This is a genomic window from Ruegeria sp. SCP11, assembly GCF_040329455.1.
Classification (GTDB): domain Bacteria; phylum Pseudomonadota; class Alphaproteobacteria; order Rhodobacterales; family Rhodobacteraceae; genus Ruegeria; species Ruegeria atlantica_E.
Map to the genome: position 1 here is coordinate 199295 of NZ_JBDZYG010000008.1, position 17949 is coordinate 217243.

11 protein-coding genes are annotated in these 17949 nt (G+C 52.4%); 9 read left to right on the top strand and 2 right to left on the bottom strand.

The window, feature by feature from the left end; genetic code table 11:
* Window positions 1-140 precede the first annotated feature (140 nt).
* The 7 genes from ABLN94_RS14360 (at window position 141) to ABLN94_RS14390 (ending at window position 9715) form a co-directional block, all read left to right on the top strand.
* Window positions 141-1490 carry a DNA cytosine methyltransferase gene (locus ABLN94_RS14360; protein WP_352993389.1) on the top strand — a complete coding sequence of 450 codons (1350 nt, stop codon included), beginning with the start codon at window positions 141-143 and terminating at the stop codon, window positions 1488-1490.
* A 127-nt stretch (window positions 1491-1617) separates the two neighbouring features.
* Entirely contained in the window at window positions 1618-2319 is a 702-nt protein-coding gene (locus ABLN94_RS14365) for a hypothetical protein (protein ID WP_352993391.1), read from the top strand.
* 2 nt (window positions 2320-2321) lie between these two features.
* Complete coding sequence (locus tag ABLN94_RS14370; protein ID WP_352993392.1) at window positions 2322-3185, top strand: hypothetical protein; 864 nt, start codon at window positions 2322-2324, stop codon at window positions 3183-3185.
* Between the two features lie 640 nt (window positions 3186-3825).
* The gene (locus ABLN94_RS14375; RefSeq protein WP_352993394.1) at window positions 3826-4617 is read left to right on the top strand and encodes a helix-turn-helix domain-containing protein; all 792 of its coding nucleotides are present in this window, start codon (window positions 3826-3828) and stop codon (window positions 4615-4617) included.
* Window positions 4592-6136 (top strand): hypothetical protein, encoded by a 1545-nt coding sequence (locus ABLN94_RS14380; RefSeq protein WP_352993396.1) that lies wholly within the window; start codon window positions 4592-4594, stop codon window positions 6134-6136. The genes ABLN94_RS14375 and ABLN94_RS14380 overlap by 26 nt, the downstream gene beginning before the upstream one ends.
* Entirely contained in the window at window positions 6136-6819 is a 684-nt protein-coding gene (locus ABLN94_RS14385) for an ATP-binding protein (RefSeq protein WP_352993398.1), read from the top strand. Before ABLN94_RS14380 ends, ABLN94_RS14385 begins: the two co-directional genes overlap by 1 nt.
* 664 nt (window positions 6820-7483) lie before the next feature.
* Window positions 7484-9715 (top strand): CHAT domain-containing protein, encoded by a 2232-nt coding sequence (locus ABLN94_RS14390; RefSeq protein WP_352993400.1) that lies wholly within the window; start codon window positions 7484-7486, stop codon window positions 9713-9715.
* Between the two features lie 528 nt (window positions 9716-10243).
* Here ABLN94_RS14390 and ABLN94_RS14395 read toward each other — a convergent pair.
* Window positions 10244-11083 carry a hypothetical protein gene (locus ABLN94_RS14395; protein ID WP_352993402.1) on the bottom strand — a complete coding sequence of 280 codons (840 nt, stop codon included), beginning with the start codon at window positions 11081-11083 and terminating at the stop codon, window positions 10244-10246.
* Between the two features lie 527 nt (window positions 11084-11610).
* On the bottom strand, window positions 11611-12513 hold the full coding sequence (locus ABLN94_RS14400; protein ID WP_352993492.1) for a DUF6615 family protein: 903 nt from the start codon (window positions 12511-12513) through the stop codon (window positions 11611-11613).
* A 1093-nt stretch (window positions 12514-13606) separates the two neighbouring features.
* On the opposite strand from ABLN94_RS14400, the gene ABLN94_RS14405 reads away from it, so the two are divergent.
* Window positions 13607-14728, top strand: coding sequence for an efflux RND transporter periplasmic adaptor subunit (locus tag ABLN94_RS14405; protein WP_352993404.1), 1122 nt, complete (start codon window positions 13607-13609; stop codon window positions 14726-14728).
* Between the two features lie 35 nt (window positions 14729-14763).
* A complete protein-coding gene (locus tag ABLN94_RS14410; protein WP_352993406.1) occupies window positions 14764-17886 on the top strand; it encodes an efflux RND transporter permease subunit in 3123 nt (1040 codons plus the stop codon).
* Window positions 17887-17949 lie beyond the last annotated feature (63 nt).

A 17949-nucleotide genomic window follows, 5' to 3' on the forward strand; every position in this document is an offset into this window, starting at 1 on the left:
TTGCCTGGACAGTTCACTCCAGATATGCTAGCTGTTTTCGTAAACCAGAAAAATTGGCCGGGCGATAGATGTTTCAGGAAACCCTAGCTAGAGACGTAAACGAAAATCCTACTTCCGCGGACGCTTCTCGGGGAGAGGTAGTGCTGCGCCAGTACAACATGATCGACCTGTTCGCCGGTTGCGGTGGCTTGTCTCTCGGCTTTGAAAACGCCGGTTTTACACCGGTATTTGTCAACGAGCTGAACCAGGACGCACAGGCGACTTACTTGATGAACCGTCACCATTCGCTTGGTGGATTGAAGTTCTCTGAGAACGACGCGCTTCATTGCAACGACGCGCACGAGTTAAAGGGAAAGCGATTGGAGCAACTGGTCAGCGACCTTTCCCAGGTTCCTGGAGTTGATCTGGCTTTTGACACGGCATCCAAGACAAGCGGTGGCGGGAGCAACCTCGATGTGTTGACCGGCGGCCCACCTTGCCAAGGCTATTCTGGAATCGGGATCCGGCGGTCCTACTCGGTGGACAAGAAAGACTTGCCGTCGAACCAGCTTTATCAGCGAATGGCGAGTGTCATTCGGCGGATGCGGCCACGTGTCTTCCTTTTTGAGAACGTCCGCGGCCTCCTGACTTCCAAGTGGACCAGGGACGGGGGCGAGCGAATTTTCCCAGACGTTAAGGACGAATTTCGAGCAATCCCCGGCTACGAGGTGCGTTGGTCTCTCGTTTACGCCAAGGACTATGGCGTTCCGCAAAACCGACCGCGGGTGTTGCTCGTTGGCATTCGCCGCGATGTACTGGAAGCTTGTGACTTTCTTGACCCCAATGCAGACCCGGAAGACGCCGTTGCTTGTGGCTTCCTACCAACCGGGAGCCCGGGCGAGTTTCCCGATTTAAAAGACCTACTAGGCGATCTAGTTGATGAAAATGTCTCCGATGTTCTGCGCAATGGGAGCTTCGAGCGCGGAATCTTTGAAACAAAGTCTTACCCGAGACCTGCGCGCACTTTGCTCCAAAAAAATCTTCGCGCAGCGCCCCACTGGTACGAGGGAAAGCGTGTTCGCCTGACCGAGCAAGAGTATTCCAAGCATAAGCCGGGCGTGGTCCGGAAATTCGACTACATGATTAAAAACGCGGGTGAAATTCCTGAAGAATGGCGCACCAAGAAGTTTTCTCAACGCCTGTTGAAGCCGAGTTGGGGCAACCAGGAACCAAATATCACGGCCACCTCGTTACCCGACGATTACGTTCACTACTCGCAACCGCGCATCTTGACGGTGCGAGAATGGGCACGTCTTCAGCTCTTTCCCGACTGGTACCGTTTCGCGGGGAAGCGAACGACAGGCGGGCTTCGTCGAGCAGGCAATCCCCGCGAAGGCATTTTCGACCGAGAGGTGCCAAAGTACACGCAGATCGGTAACGCGGTTCCGGTCGGACTCGCTGAGCGTGTTGGACGGCATTTCAAGAAGGTGCTCGACGCGGCATTCCACTAGCTCTCGTGTTGGGATGCCTAGGTGCACGGCTTGGACGTACATCTATTCTGGAGGAAAAATCGACGCATTACAGGGTATTGCACGAGCACTAACAATGTGGTGTTTCCAAAGCTAGGGGCAATTCCGAATGGGCGAGTTGACTAGGTCTGAAAAGGCAAGGATATCGCGTTTGCGTACCACGTTGCTCAACTGGTTCGCGAATAACGGGCGAGATTTTCCTTGGAGATCGTCTGATGCAAGCGACTATGAAAAAATCTGCGTCGAGGTCCTCTTGCAACGCACGCGCGCGGAAACAGTGGCGAATTTCTACGGCGCCTTTTTCGACAAGTATCCCGGTTGGGAAGACCTGGCCGAAGCGCCCATCCAAGAACTCGAAGACGCCATGAAGCCGATCGGTCTATGGAGGAGGCGCGCAGTCTCTGTAAATGCTTTGGCCAACTACGCCGCGGAGCGCGATGGCCAGTTTCCGTCAAAGCGTTGCCACTTGGCCAAAGTGCCGGCCGTGGGGCAATACGTCGCCAATGCCATACTGCTTTTTCAACACGGTGTCCCGAGCCCCCTCGTGGACGTGAACATGGCGAGGGTGCTAGAGCGGTTCTTACGTCCCCGCAAGCTCGCAGACATCCGCCATGACCCTTGGCTGCAGGAAGCGGCGCACTGGTTGGTCAACTGCTCTGATCCAGTTAGCGTGAATTGGGCGATGCTGGATTTCGCCGCTACTGTTTGTCGAGCTAAGAGCCCACATTGTCTTTCCTGCGCTGTCCTATCGCGTTGTAATTTCGCGATTAATCTGCGAGGTGGGAAGGTGGGGGCTCCATTGCGAGGGTGAATATGGACAAAGGAAGCATCGTCGAGCGTTATCGCCGTGATATCATTTTACAGTTGTTTACAGTCAAGTCGTTTGCGGATGCGTGGCCAACTTGGAAGCTCGAGATCGATAGGCTTACCGCCGATATGACGGACGCACGCGGCATATTCGAGCTTGGTAACCACCTCGCTAATATCTTCCGAACAACCGGCCAAGGAGGAAGGGCTCAGTCGTCCTTATCGGGTGGTGGGATTGCCTGGGAGTGTCTGGTTTGCTGGTATATGAACACTGTAATGGCTGGAAGCCGCGGGGTCGTGATGCGTCCTGTTAAGGAGCTAGTCCCACCAGCAGTACTTGACGCAACTTGCATCGTTTACGGCAACGCCCAAACAAACACCGAGTCTGACCTCGTAGCAGTGGTGTTTCCGTCTGGAGTTTTCGGAGGAGTTTATTCGCCGGCGTTCGTCGGGGACGTTGTCGCCAAGAATGCGAGGGATACAACCGTAGGCATTATCCAATGTAAAACTAACTGGAACGACAATGCACAGATCCCGATGCTGTGGGACATGGTGTACAGGGCAACGGGTTTCGCCGAACATTCGGTGCGCGTTGGACGAAACGGATACTCGCCCCGGCACTTTAAGGAGTTCTCCTATTCGTTCGTAACGGTCCCCAGCCAAGGAGACACGTCGAAGTTCAAGCCTCACAGTATGGCAGTAAAACGAGTGCGTGGGCTTTCAGGGGGAAATTACTGGGGGCATCCAAGCAAATCTGACGTAGCCCTTAGCATATCAGAGATTTTCAATCGAAATTTCGGTGTGGCCTTCGACGACAATATCCTTTCGCATATTGAAAAGGTAATCGAGGCAGGGTTGATCAAGCCGTAAATTAAATGGGCGATCTTGGCTGGCGCAGGCTTCGTATTCTCATTCAAGTTGGAAAAATCTATTCAAGTGCATCCGTTCAAGAGGAGCATATGAGTAAAGAATTTACGTCTACGCTCTGAAGGAACCAATAAGTAACCCAGCCGTGGCTTTCTACATTGGTAAGGGGAAAGGCGCGGGGCGGCTCAAAGACAACTTGCGTGCAGTATTTTCGGGCTGTTGATGCGAGAAAGTAAGCCGGCATGAGGAAGCAGTTCGCGAATAATCTCCGTGAAATTTGGCCGCTTGGAGAAGATGATTTAGGGAACTTTTTAACGGCGAACTTTGCATGAAATGGTTTCGGGGATCGGAGCATGCTCGCTTCCGTCCAAACAAGTAAGCCGGTACTGTTAGAAATCGCAGCCTGCCTTCGTCATTAGATTGTGTTGACCGGACTAGATTATGGAAATTGGCGGAAAACAGATCTTCGCTGCAGGCGTAAAACTTTAGAACTCGACCAACAGCAGGCATTGGTATCAGATGTAGTACACCCGTCGGTGTTTTATTGGTATCCCGCTACTGACAGAATGCAGGTATAGAGTTCACTTAGGGCTTGTTAGCTATATCTAGTGGATGCTACCCTTTTCGAAAAAAGGGCACAGCAGTGAAAAGGCTTTCAGGAAAAATTATTGAAACTAAGGCGATTTCCGGCAAAGAACCCAGAGTTTCGCTTGGTCGCAGGCTGCGTGAGCTTCGTGAGTTTGCCGGGATAACACAAGCTGAACTGGCCATAAAAACGGGACTCAGCAGGTCGACGATATCGCGCTTGGAAAATCGAGACGATATCGGTGTTGCGATGCTCCAAAAATTTGTGTCGGGCCTCGGAGCCAAACTTAGGATCGGAGCAAGTTTTGACAAATCGTCTCCTGTAATTTTTCGAATTCGCGAAGCTCTCGACGTCGAGGATTCGCATGATGATCAACTCCTTTTTCCTATCTTTGAAGAAGAGCCGTTCAAACCCAGCCGCGATGTCGTTCTGAGTATTAAACCTCAATACTCAGCCCCGATTTTGGAGGGCTCGAAAACAGTTGAGCTTCGACGGCGTTTCCCTGTCAAGGTTCCAAGAGGCACACTCGCCTACATCTATTCAACCAGCCCAACCCGTGCGTTGACAGGAACAGCCAGTATTCTCGGCGTAGAAAAGATTGGCTTAGGCGAAATGTGGGAAAGATATTCCCCAGTAGCATGCATTGAGCGTGAAGATTTTGATGCTTATTTTTCAGGTCTAGATGAAGGTGTCGTTATCCGGCTTGGGAACGTCCGCCAATTGCCGCGCGCAATCGGTTTGGAAGAGTTGCGGGACCGATTTGAGTTTGCACCTCCACAATCGTTTGTATACGCGAATCCATTATTGCGAAAAGCTTTAGAGAATGAGCCAACCTCGCTACCTCATTGATACAAACGTATTCATTGGCCTCGAAGATGACCGTGAGATAGATCCGAATTTCTCGCAATTCCTCCAGCTCGCGTCAAAACATGGCGTCAAAATCTTTGTGCATGAAGCTGCGAAGGATGACATTGCCCGGGACAAGGATGCAAGCCGGCGACGGATTTCGCTCAGCAAATTTGAGAAGTTTGCACCCCTGTCAAAGGTGCGCGGACTGACCGAAACTGATCTTGCCGCAAAGTTTGGCGATCTACGTAAGCCGAACGATGTCGTTGACGCGACGCTTCTTCATGCCCTCAGCCTAGATATTGCTGACTTCCTAGTAACAGAAGATCGAAAGCTGCACGAACGCGCGCGCAAGCACGCTCCTGAGCTATCCGACCGTCTGCTTTTTGTGGCCGATGCGGCCTCACTGTTAAAGTCGCTTTATGAGCCGATCGATGTGCCAATCCGGTATATTGAGGAAGTGGAGGCACATACGATCCCTCCTGATGACCCGATCTTCGAAAGCCTGCGCGCTGACTATCCGCCGTTTGATGCATGGTGGAAGAAATGCGTAGAGCAATTTCGGAAGTGCTGGATCGTAACCCGACGTAGTGGCGACGGGATCGCCGGTATCCTGATCCGAAAAGAAGAAACCCGCGCGGACACCGATGCGACCCTTCCTGGCGATAAGATTCTCAAGATTTGCACTTTCAAAGTTGGCCCGGAGAACAGGGGAATTAAACTTGGCGAGTTGCTGCTCAAACAAGTGCTCTGGTTCGCTCAGAGCAACGGCTACGATGTCGCTTACCTAACGACTTTTCCCAAGCAGGGCGCGCTCATTGAACTGCTCGAATACTACGGATTTCAGCAAACGGTAGAGCGCGGCGACGGGGAGTTAGTTTATGAGAAAGCCTTCTCTTCAGACAAGTTGATCGTTCCCGAAGGCGAAGTGGTTTTCGATGTCCAACGGACGAACTATCCGAGATTTTCCACTGAACCATTTGTGCGAGCATTCGGGATACCTATTCAAGAAGCTTATCATGATGAGCTTTTTCCTGATCTGAAAGACGTCAGGCAGGCGGACATGTTTGAGCATGTTGGCCTGTCCGGTGGTCCGAGTCGCCCCGGCAACACTATCCGTAAAGTCTATCTTAGTCGCTCTGCAGCCAATTTGGAGCCGCCAGGGGCATTGCTATTCTTTTATAAGGGAAAGTCCAATAGCCCACCCTCTCAAGCCATCACGGCGGTCGGCGTCTTCGAACATATGGAGTTGGCACACTCCACAAAGGAGTTGATGCAGCTCGCACAGAGGCGATCTGTCTATAGCGAGGCGCAACTCGAAACGTGGGGGGCGAGAGCAGATAGGCCGGTCAAGGTCATCAATTTCCTGCTTGTGGGATATTTCGACGTACCGGTCAATCTGTCTGAGCTTCAGGAAATTGGGGTGATGCAAAAACACCCGAGCCAAGCGATTTTTCAGATTAACCGCGGCCCACTGGAAGCTCTCTTGCAACGGCTGGATCTTGGTTTTGAGATGTTGTGATGACTATCGCATTCGTTGGCGTTTCTGGTGTCGGAAAATCGACTTTTTTGCAGACGGCGATGGTTGCGACGCCATTTATGCACCTAGAGGCCAGCAAACTGATTAAAGAGGAACTGGCACTAGTCGAGCAGCGGGTTCAAACTTCAGAGGAGTTGCGAACCGGTGCAGTCTTGGAAAACCAACGACTCCTTGTCCGGGCATTTCACCGTTGCACCGCCGGGTATGAAGGATTGGTTGTGCTAGATGGGCATACGGTTGTGGATGCCGGACTCGGCCTCCAGATGATACCTGCATCAGTCTTCGCTGAGATGAACATGCAGTCGATCCTATTCCTACAAGATGATCCAGAGGAAATCTGTGCTCGGCGGCACGGTGATACCGCTCGCGTTCGCCCTAAAAGATCGCCACAAGAGATTGAGCACTACCAACAGGAGGCAATGCTCGCAGCCGCTCGTATTGCGCTTGAGCTTGAGATCCCATTGCAAGTTGTAACGCATGGGTCCGCCAAGGTAGCGTTCAAGGTTTTGAGGGCTTGCGATCAAAACATGATTTGCACTTTCCGCGAAGGTGAAGCCAGCAATGCAAAGAGTGAAGGCACTTTGTTCCAAACAGCTTGGGGAATAAGGACAAGTTTTTGCCGGCCGGCTCAGTCTGCTGCTTTTGCAACAATTTTTTCGCTGTGAAAGCCGGAAGGTTGTTACTTGAAAGCGCATATTTAAATCAGTTGCCGAAACGTCAAGGTATTACAAACAGGAAAGGGAGGTTGCCAGCTATCAGGGTTATCTTTCCAAGTCTGCAAACATCTGCTGACATTTGGTTCGGCGGTAATCGTGTACAGTTTGCCTGGGACGGTGAGGGCCATACAAAACGAATTGAAGATAGTCTCGTCAACGGATAGGCAAAGAGTTTTCTATTCGAGCATACTATTGAACCTACAGACAAAAATACTTCTTCCGGTTTGTTAGCCAAGGTATTCAATGAAGGGATGGCTGCTCGGCATTCGAAGCTAGAATACTGGTGGGGCGCGATTTTTGTCAAAAAACAGACCACCGCGCTTCGGCTCTATGCTCGTCACGGGGGTAGACCTAGTTTCTCGCCATTTCATGAACGGCAGTTGTATCGCGAATGCCAAATGCATTCCGTCTAAAATGAATTCTACCAAGTTTTTCAATAATGGGACTATCTCTACACGCGCAAGGGCGAAACGTACTGTGTGGAGCGCATATTCGGGCGAAAATTTGCTTTCAACCTTGGAGGTCCGGGTTGTTCGGGATACGTCACTTGGATTAGCGAAAATGATAATGCCAGCCGGCCATATTTAAGTGAAAGGAAACAGAAAGATTCTCTATGAGCAAAGATGCAAGTAATACAGGGCAGGAACTCTATAGCCTCTCTGGGCAAATCGCTTACATAATTCCGGTTGAAGACGGTGATCCAAATCAGGCCACCATTCTTCAGGGCTTCGCACCAAGTTTGATGCATAACTCTGGATTAGTTCGGCTCGTCAACAAATTGCCGAGTGATATCTTCGAGCTGACGCCGGAGGGGCACCAGATGAGGCTCGCGCGCAGAATGTCGGGTCAAGCCCCTCTGTTGTGGTTTGGCCAGTCGCCTCGAGCGTTAAAGAGCATGGTGACGCCTCCGTTCCTCCCATTTCTTGTCCTTCTACTGGGGAGGGATCACAAGATATCGATCTATAGAGACTGGCTAAATGCCCATACTTTCCCGCTAACGGTGGTAGCGGAAAATGGAGGAACAATATCCTACGAAGAATTCTGTATCGAAACTCTGAGAGAAGCTTTTCTTGGTGTTTGCGAAGCGCTTGAGGGAAAGGTCAGACCTGACGCATTGATTCAAGCTCGAGAACACTTAAACAGTTGGCGCGAACCTGATGAACGTGATCTTGGCTATAAGGTCGGCGGTCATAACGCCGTTACGCCAAATCTCCATGCACTTTACACCGCGGGATATAGGGATACCGTGAGCGGCAGATTTGAAACGCTGAATCAAGGCATTGCTCCCTACGTTGAGATGATTGTCCAGACTACGCGCTCGGTTTTGGAGGAGCGAGATCGAATTGGGGAACGCGCAGCAAACCAGTTTTTTCGAAGGCCACCAAGCATCAACCTGTTTGCACCTGCGATATACCCGCATGTTCATACGACAGGGATAGGGGACTCACCGCTTTCATCGGAAGAGAAAAAGCGTTTTCTAGCAGTGCGCCGTGCTCTTCAACGTCAGGATGGATATGGTTTTGACGCCAAAACCGAGACGCAAGCGAGGGCGCTTTTCGGGGCGGAACCAAGGCTAGAGCCAAAACCTCATCCACTCCTGATGGAGCGTGCCGCTGAGCTTACTTTCGCCACAGATTGTGTAAGTACATTGGCAGCCTCCGAAGTGTCGGCGACAATTCGTTTGCCCAATTCAGTTAATCGAACTTCTGGTCAGGTGCGGCAGTTTGCGCAGCACTATCATGCTAAGCGAACAACTTTACGTAAGCGGAGAGATAGTTTTCGTAAAGCGCAGAATGCTATTACTGAGTCTATCCCGCAGGAGTTCTTTGAATTTGTCGAGGAAGCAGCGGAAGGTATTCGACTCATTACAGACGCACATCTTGAATGGATGAATGTCCGGGGTTTGCCTCTTTGCGTGCAAAAGGATATCACGAGAATCCCGGTTACACCGGGTAACTTGTTCGTCGATCAGGTGTCACCCAAGAAATACTGGCATCTGACAACTTCAGACTTTGAAGAAGTGCTAATCCTAAGTGCGCTGCGAGACGATGACCCAATAAGCCCGTTTTTTCAGATTGCACTTGATGAATTTGAACCTCATTTCAAAGACCGTGTTCGAGTTCGAACCGAACGAGTACGGAACGAAGGCGATTTAGTTAGCGCGCTGAACTCTTATAAAGGACCCCTTTTAATTTTCGATGGCCATGGCGGTCACGAGCCAAATGGGCCGGGCAAACTCCAGCTGCTTGAAGAAGAGATAGATATTTGGCAGCTCCAGAACAAAAGGCCGCGAGTGCCGCCAATCGTTGTGCTTAGCGCGTGTGACACGCATGCTGCGGACAGAAATCACGCCTCGACTGCAAACGGATTTCTTTCAATTGGAGCGCGGACTGTACTGGGTTCGGTGTTTCCGATTGATGCAAGAGACGCATCATCCTTTGTGGCCAGATTACTTTATAGAGTAGCCGAATTCGTTCCGGCTGCGCACGGCATGTTCAACCGATCCCAAACATGGATGGAAGTCATGGGGGGAATGATCCGTATGCAGCTTCTGACAGATTTTTGCCGCAGCATAGAGCAAAAGGGCCTAATCGATCACGAGACCTACAAGGCTGTTCATGTCCTAGGAAACATGGCGATCAACAGCGATGAAGATTGGCCCTTTGAGGCTGTCATTTCAGAACTGGTCAAACACGGAATTGACGAAAGGCGTGCCTGGTTCGAGCTTCGTTCGGCTATGTCGAACTCTACTGCGATCAGCTACATTCAGATGGGGCGACCAGAAACGATCATCGTGCATCCAGATGACGGCTTTAAGAAAGAAATGGCAGCAGTGATCGATTAATACCTTCTTAGCACCTTTAGTTTCTTGCTTGTGCAAATGACTGCTTTTGATTCCGCGTTACAGGGTTTTATGCTACGGCGAACGTACGGAACGGGCTCGAGGTTTGAACGGCCCGGATGCAATAGATTCGATGGCTTCAGCTACAGCTGTGGCCTACTCAAGTTCAACGCCAAGATATCGAGCCGTATTGTTTGTCTTTGTATGCTCAATAAAGAGTTGTACTGCGTGCAGATTGCCCGTCCACTTGTAAATCTGGGTGACTTTGGTTCGGAGCATTGAGCTTGCCGTAAACGCTCGCCTCCCCCCCCCAATAGAAGGCACCCAATCACGAACGTTTCGCGCATATTGGCGGGTGGTGATATACAGGAGCTCACGAAACCGACCGGGTTACAAGGTTTTCGATAGATATTCTAGCGGAGCAACAAGTGGCAAAGAAGCCCATTTTGGCCGTAGGTTGCGGCAATATGGCCTTGGGCGTGGCGCGAGAGAACGGGATATTTTAATCATCGTGCCCGACCGCTGCTGCCATCAATCAATCAGGCAAGCGGATATGAGGTCGAACCACGAGACGTCCTCGTCGGTCACGACGTTTGGGTCCATGACCGCCAAAGCTTCTTCAACCACTCTATTGTGGTAGTTTTTTAGCCAGTTGTATTTTCGCCGGACTACTGGTCCGGGCGCCTCCAAAAAACCCTGTTCGATGAGAGCTTTGTGACGAGATAAGAACTCGACCCAATCTTCATAATCATTGTCCAGTTCATCTAGGCTAGCTCTGAGATAGTCGATGTAGTGTAATCCTGCTTCATCCTGCCGAAGCAGTTTGTCGAGATGCTCTCTCTCGTGATCGTACGTATGATCTTCCCGCCATAGAGAGCTATCGGCACGATGGCGCTCAATAAGGCTTTCATGGATCGCGATGCGTGGGAAGATGACCTCTCTCTCTTCCATACGATAAGCCTGCACCAGACCTGGGCCGAAAACAGGCTCGTCAAAACTATAACCAACGTTCATTTGACCAATTGTCATCGCGCCACGCACAAGGATACCGTTTGCAATGCAGGCTATCTGGACATGGACGAGGTCGATGAGCTCCTGAATAAAAGAGCCATCCCGATACTGTGTATGGACTGTCCGCGTTCTTACGATCGCATCAGACACGATTTCTGCATGAACCTCGCTATACAACCGCACCTCATCCATCCGGCTCGGAGCTTCTGCGTTCCCCGCTGCACCGCGACGAAACGCTGAAAGCATATCGCGGATCTCAGGAACTGTTCTGGTGTTAAGAAGGCTCTGAAAACCAAGAATATCCAGAAAAGTTACAAGACATTCCTCGTAGCCATCGGGATCGAAATCTATTTCGGTCATGCGTTAGGTCTCACAATCGATAGTCGGTATTCTTGCGACCTCTATCATGGCTAGCGATGGTCTTTTCAAGCCGTGTCTGCACGGGCTCTAAGTTAACCTCGCATACCGCGCCAACTCCTGAAATGACATTACGCACACACTCCATCGAACTATCCCAAAATGTATGTCTGCGTTGTCGCGGCGACGATTGGCGAAAAGTAAAAACTTTGGTCAAAACCTTCTTGCATGCTTGGGCAGATGCATCGAATTAGACGCCAATGTCCACAGCATCGCTTCAGGAATCCTTGAGATCATTTCCTACCCCGTTGCGTCATGTCGTCTTAGATTTTGAGAAGAAAGCTAACTGGGAAAGGTATCCTTTTCTGCAGCCTAAGTGAGTTTTGCCGAAGGGGGCTCCGTTTGTGCGAGCTCCCAGATCTCCCGGGATATTTGGGGGGGTGATTTCGGTCAACCACTGTTTAATCTTGGTTCGTCGCAATGCAGTATACTCAATAGGTGGGGAAGGTAGGTAAGCGACCATAGTTTGCTTAGCTCGGACTTTCTGGGCCCGGGCTCACAGTTGGCGTTCTAGTGTCGTCGGTTCGTCCAGAAACAAAGACGATTTGCGGGCGCTGTATCGTCCCGTTAAAACGAATGGCCGGCCCGTCCGGAATGCGCTGTTCGAACCCTGAGGTGAGAAGCTGCTCTGGTTCTGACAGTCTACGCAAAACAACTTCTTCGCCAGAGGGACGTGCAGTTTTCTCACCGATAAAGTTCCATCGCTCGCGAAGCGAGGCAGCCACAGCATCCGGCGGCGGTACGCTGGAGCCGCTCCAACTACCGTGGGGGCAGAGTATCGCATCCAATTCAAACATGTGCTGTCGTAGATGGCTCAACCGTTTGTGGTGCCTGATTGACTTCGGCTTTGCTTTCGCCGCGAGTAGCTTAGATCTCAACTCATCAGCAATATCAGTGGCAAACGCAAGATTCACTCCGTTTACGGTGGGCGTCGATCCCGCGAAGTAGGGGTTTTCTACAACTGACTGATGATTATAGAACATGTAAAGCGGAACCCAGGGAGACGGTGCTTCTACTAGACTCTCAAATTGGTATTTTGCGGACTTGGGGGGCTTGTGCAGCAATTCATGGTATGAACGGTTGGCGATTTTCACGTTTTTCTTGCTGACGACAGCGGCGTTCAAGCGTTTCGCCTGAAGCCTCAAAAATAGGTTTTGACCACTCTCTACATGCCAAAAGCGTAAATCTAAATCACCGCCCGTCTCGGCTTCGTTGGGGTATTGAATGATAAGTTCCGGACCCGCAAATGCTGCGAGTGCACCGGTAAAAATATCAGTCATTGTTTCTTCTCGAAATCGTCCCCTTTTGAGTTTGGTCTCACGATCAAGCAATCGACCAATGAGGGTTGGAAGTGTCTTCGCAAGGTCGCACATTGTCGTCGGCACAGTTCTCTCCCCGATGGATACTGTTTTAGACCATACTGTTGCTTGCGTAATTGCCAACCTGCTGAAACATGTGCATCCAAAGGCGTCTCTTGGCAGGCTGTATCGCAGAATTCGTTAAAGCGACCTACGTCCACATCGGCCCGATTTGCGCGTTTTGACTTGCCTGCGAGGAGAGTGCAAACTTGCGCTCTCGTAGGTCGTCGTTAGAGGTAAAGTGGCCTGGAAATTCGATTCCCAGAAATGGAATCATGTTTATTTATCAATCACTTGAAACAAAAAATTTTTCTATTTGTGGCTATAATTAGGGGTACATAAAATAGCGTATTTTCTAAATCATTTTTATTTTTAATGAGTTAAGAGTATAACGGGCTTCCGCTCCCGGCACCATTATTCCAAATTTATATGATTTAAGTTAAAGGGTAGCGTGTCATTGCCTCAGCGCAGATGTACGATTCTATGGACAGTTAATATTGTGTGCCCGCAGTACGGATCAGTTTAATCCGCTCATATGGGGGCAAAAGGCACGAACACGATTCATCATGTGTCCCCCTATCCCCAGCGCAATAGAGTCTCTGCCTGACTGAGAACCGTGTTGATCGCCACAGGTGCAAGACCTGGAGGGTATGCCCAACATGCTTACCATGCGGACAGAGCGCAATAACTCTGGCCCCTGTCGAATACGTTGCTCGGTGTCAGCTTCTGACCAGTCTAGGAAATACAAAACCGCCGCGTTGGGTCTTAACCGGATGCATTGAGATCCGATAAACCAACTACCCTCGCGCGAGAAGAGGCGCCTGATCGGGCACCAAGGTAGATAGGCTGGAGGGTTGATGTCGCAGTTTCAGACCTGAAGCAGATTGCAAACATGGGTGGGAACAAGACGTGAACCCGAAAAGGTGAGTTCTGTATTGCAATTCATGATAGACACCTGCAGAAGCTAGGAGTCTCAACTTAAACCTTTGCGCCTTCCATCTGTTGCCACGTTGAGGAAACGGTCCTGAGAAATCCTGCGCGTTCAGCGCCACACGCTGGAACCATTATGCAATTTGCACAAAACCCGAATGTACCGGAGACGAGAAAGATGTTCAGACTGAGCCACTTACTGATATTTTCATTGGCAGTGTTGTTGTCCGGTGTGACATCAGTTGCCCGTGCTCAGTCCAACCCGGTACCAGTGACCGTGGTCACGCTGGACGCGGAAGACGTGACTTTGTTTTCAGAACTTCCCGGCCGCGTCGCCGCGCTTGGGGTGGCCGAGGTTAGACCGCAAGTGTCTGGAATTGTCATTGAGCGACTATTCCAGGAGGGCGGCACCGTCAAGGAAGGCGACGCGATGTATCGCATCGATGACGCCGTGTACGAGGCTCAGGTTCAGCAGTCCACCGCAAGCGTGGCCCAAGCCGAAGCCCGCCTGACCGCAGCCGAAAAAGAAGAAAAGCGCGTGGCAGAATTGCTGGTGCGGAACGTGGCCAGTCAGCAGGCGGTGGATAGCGCTGTCGCAGAAAGGGACGCCGCACAGGCTGCCCTTCTGGTGGCAAAGGCTCAACTACAGGCCGCAAAAATCGATCTGGAGCACACGGTCATTCGCGCGCCATTGTCGGGTCGCGTCGGACGTGCTCTGGCGACGCAAGGGGCGCTTGTGACTGCTCAACAGGCCGAACCGCTGGCCGTAATCCGTCAAATCGACAAAGTCTATGTGGACGTGGCGGTATCTACTCAGGATGTCCTGCGCTTCAATCGCGCGATCGCAACACAGCCTGCTGCGCTCCAGTCCTTGGATCCGACAGTGACTGTAACGCTGGCTGACGGGTCGACCTTTGACCAGACTGGTACGGTGTTGGCGGCTGAGCCGCAGGTGGACCCGCAGACCGGAGTTTCGGTGCTGCGGATCGAGTTTCCGAATCCCAAGCAAATCGTTCTACCCGGAATGTATGTGACCGCCCATCTTCCGTTTGAGGTTCTACAGGGTGCTGTACTTGCCCCCCAACAAGGTGTCGGGCGCAATCGTCGTGGTCAACCTACAGCGATGGTCGTGGATACGAATGACACCGTTGCTGAGCGGCTTTTGACCGTACGGGGTACGCAGGGAAACAAGTGGATCGTGACCGACGGGCTTAAAGCAGGCGACAGGCTCATTGTCTCCGGACTGCAAAAGATTGCGGTCGGTGTGCAAGTTGCCCCCACAGAAGAGCCCGACGCGTAAGCCCGGTGTCCACCAATCAAGTGTGAAAGCTTTCCATGGCACGTTTTTTTATCGACCGACCTGTTTTTGCATGGGTCATTTCCATTCTGCTGATGGGGATCGGCACGCTGGCCGTACTGAACCTGCCAGTTGCGCAATACCCTCAGATTGCACCGCCGACTGTCGAAGTCAGCGCAAATTATTCCGGGGCTTCGGCTGAGACCGTGAACAATACGGTTACGCAGGTGATCGAAGAACAAATGACCGGGTTGGATGGGTTGCGCTACATCAATTCATCCTCGACATCGACTGGGCAGGCCTCGGTCACGCTGACATTCGAGACAGGCACTGACCCGGACATTGCGCAGGTTCAGGTGCAGAACAAACTCAGCCAAGCGACGCCGCTTCTGCCCGAAATCGTGCAGCGGCAAGGTGTGACGGTTGAGAAATCCTCGGGCGGGTTCCTTCTTGTTGCGGCGCTGGTGTCGACCGATGACCGTCTCGATGCTGTCGATTTGTCGGACTACATGGTGTCCAACATGGTCGACGAATTCAGCCGTCTTGAAGGCGTTGGCAACGTGCAGGTCTTTGGTGCCCAGTACGCCATGCGGATCTGGCTGAACCCGGAGCAACTGGCGGCTTTTGAAATGACCCCGGCAGATATCGTGCAGGCCGTTTCCGAGGAAAACGCGCAGGTCTCGGCAGGGTCTTTTGGGGCTTTACCTACGGTCGAGGGGCAGGCCCTGAATGCGACGATCACGGCGCAGTCGCTGTTGTCTACACCGGAAGATTTTGAACAGATCGTCGTTCGGGCGGAAACCGATGGCGGCCTTGTGCTGCTTCGCGACGTGGCGCGGGTCGAGATTGGTGCCGAAAGCTATACCACATCCGCCTGGTTCAATGGAAAGCCGACTGCCGGCATGGCGATCCGGCTCGCGTCGGGCGCCAATGCGCTGGATACGGCAGAGCGCGTTAAGCACAAGCTCGATGAGGTGTCTGCCTTTTTCCCGGACGGTGTGGAGTACGTCGTTCCTTACGACACCACCCCGTTTGTCGAAATCTCGATCGAAGAAGTGGTCCACACCCTGATCGAGGCAATTGTCCTCGTCTTTCTGGTTATGTTCCTCTTTTTGCAGAGTCTCCGCGCGACGATCATTCCAACCTTGGCTGTGCCGGTTGTTCTGCTCGGTACTTTCGGGATCATCTCGGCCTTTGGGTTTTCGATCAACACACTGACGATGCTGGCGATGGTTCTGGCAATTGGCCTTCTGGTCGATGACGCCATCGTCGTTGTCGAAAATGTTGAACGCATCATGGAGGAAGAGGGGTTATCACCCTACGAGGCGACTCAGAAATCCATGGGGCAGATCACGGGCGCTCTGGTCGGGATTGCCCTGGTCTTGTCCGCGGTATTCATTCCGATGGCCTTTTTCGGAGGGTCCACGGGGGTCATCTACCAACAATTCTCTATCACCATTGTATCGGCGATGATGCTCTCGGTCGTCGTCGCGCTGACCCTGACACCGGCACTATGCGCCACGCTTTTGCGCAAACCCGATCACGAGAAACGCAATCGCGGTATGTTCGGATGGTTCAACCGCGGGTTCGACAAACTGACCGATGGCTATGCGTCACTGGTTGGGTTTTCAATCCGAAGACCGCTTCGCATCGGGCTGATCTATCTGCTGATCGGTGGAACGATGGTGTTCCTCTTCGCACGAACGCCGACCGGCTTTTTGCCCGAGGAAGATCAGGGCATCCTGTTCACTCTGGTTCAGGGTCCGACCGGCTCGACTGCCGAGGCAACCGAATCCGTCTTGGAACAGATCGAACAATACTACCTTGAAAACGAAGCCGAAAACGTCAACTCAGTGTTCACGGTGCGCGGGTTCAGCTTTGCGGGGCAGGGGCAGAATATGGGTATTGCCTTTGTCAGCCTGAAAGACTGGGACGAGCGGACGACACCGGAGCGAAGCGCGCAGGCCATAGCGGGGCGCGCCTTTGGGGCCTTTTCTCAAATCCAGGACGCCTTTGTTTTTCCAATCGTCCCCCCGGCCGTTATCGAACTGGGCAATGTCAGCGGTTTTGACTTCTATCTGCAGGCGCGCGACGGGCAGAGCCACGAAGAGCTTGTGCAGGCGCGCAATCAGCTGATGGGGATGGTCAGCCAAAGCGACGTCATCGCGTCAATCCGACCAAACGGGTTGGAGGATGCAGCGCAATTCAACATCGATCTGGATTGGCGGGCTGCCGGTGCCATGGGTCTTTCCGCGCGAGAGGTTGGAGAGCTGCTTTCCGTGGCGTGGGCTGGTCGATACGTGAACGACTTCCTTGATCGCGGACGCATCAAACGGGTCTATGTGCAGGGTGACGCGCCCTATCGAATGGTCCCCGAGGACATTGAGGCATGGCGGGTACGCAACTCATCCGGTGGTCTTGTTCCACTGTCGAATTTCTCATCTTCGAACTGGAAATTCGGCCCTCAGGGCCTCTACCGGTACAACGGCGTTTCGGCCATACAGATGCAGGGCAGTCCTGCCGAAGGGTTTACGACCGGTGAAGCCATGGCCGAGATCGAAGCGCTTTCGCAGCAATTGCCTCCGGGCTACCAGATCGCATGGACCGGATTGTCGCTGGAAGAGCGTGAATCCGGCGATCAGGCAGGGCTTTTGTACGCTCTCTCACTGGCCGCCGTATTCCTGTGTCTTGCCGCTTTGTATGAAAGCTGGACGATTCCGTTTGCAGTCATGCTGGCCATGCCGATCGGGATAACCGGATCACTGACCGGGGCGTGGCTCGGTGGGTTCGAAAACGGCGTCTATTTTCAGGTCGCGCTCCTGACGGTGATCGGCTTGACGGGCAAGAACGCCATTCTGATCGTGGAATTCGCCCGGGACAAAATCGAGGCTGGAGAACCGTTGCTCCAAGGTGTCAAAGATGCCGCGCATCAACGGTTCAGACCAATTCTCATGACGTCGATGGCCTTTTCGCTGGGTGTTCTCCCGCTGGTCCTGTCGTCTGGCGCCGGGGCCGGTGGCCGTACCGCTATGGGCTCGGGCGTTATGGGCGGTGTTATTTCGGCTACCGTGCTTGGTGTTGTTTTCGTGCCGGTTTTCTTTGTCGTGATATACAGGCTCGTTCGGCGGGTTGTTTCTACTGAAACGACGGAAAAAGCGTGACGGCTACGTCGCCTTGAAGTCAGAGCAATTGTGCACTGCCGGAAGCGAGAAACTGCTCGCTCC

What these genes read in the sequence shown, in the direction of transcription:
- ABLN94_RS14400 (WP_352993492.1), bottom strand. Translation starts at nt 12,513, where the DNA reads ATGTGCGACCTTGCGAAGACACTTCCAACCCTCATTGGTCGATTGCTT.
- ABLN94_RS14410 (WP_352993406.1), top strand. Translation starts at nt 14,764, where the DNA reads ATGGCACGTTTTTTTATCGACCGACCTGTTTTTGCATGGGTCATTTCC.
- ABLN94_RS14385 (WP_352993398.1), top strand. Translation starts at nt 6,136, where the DNA reads ATGACTATCGCATTCGTTGGCGTTTCTGGTGTCGGAAAATCGACTTTT.
- ABLN94_RS14390 (WP_352993400.1), top strand. Translation starts at nt 7,484, where the DNA reads ATGAGCAAAGATGCAAGTAATACAGGGCAGGAACTCTATAGCCTCTCT.
- ABLN94_RS14395 (WP_352993402.1), bottom strand. Translation starts at nt 11,083, where the DNA reads ATGACCGAAATAGATTTCGATCCCGATGGCTACGAGGAATGTCTTGTA.
- ABLN94_RS14380 (WP_352993396.1), top strand. Translation starts at nt 4,592, where the DNA reads ATGAGCCAACCTCGCTACCTCATTGATACAAACGTATTCATTGGCCTC.
- ABLN94_RS14370 (WP_352993392.1), top strand. Translation starts at nt 2,322, where the DNA reads ATGGACAAAGGAAGCATCGTCGAGCGTTATCGCCGTGATATCATTTTA.
- ABLN94_RS14405 (WP_352993404.1), top strand. Translation starts at nt 13,607, where the DNA reads ATGTTCAGACTGAGCCACTTACTGATATTTTCATTGGCAGTGTTGTTG.
- ABLN94_RS14365 (WP_352993391.1), top strand. Translation starts at nt 1,618, where the DNA reads ATGGGCGAGTTGACTAGGTCTGAAAAGGCAAGGATATCGCGTTTGCGT.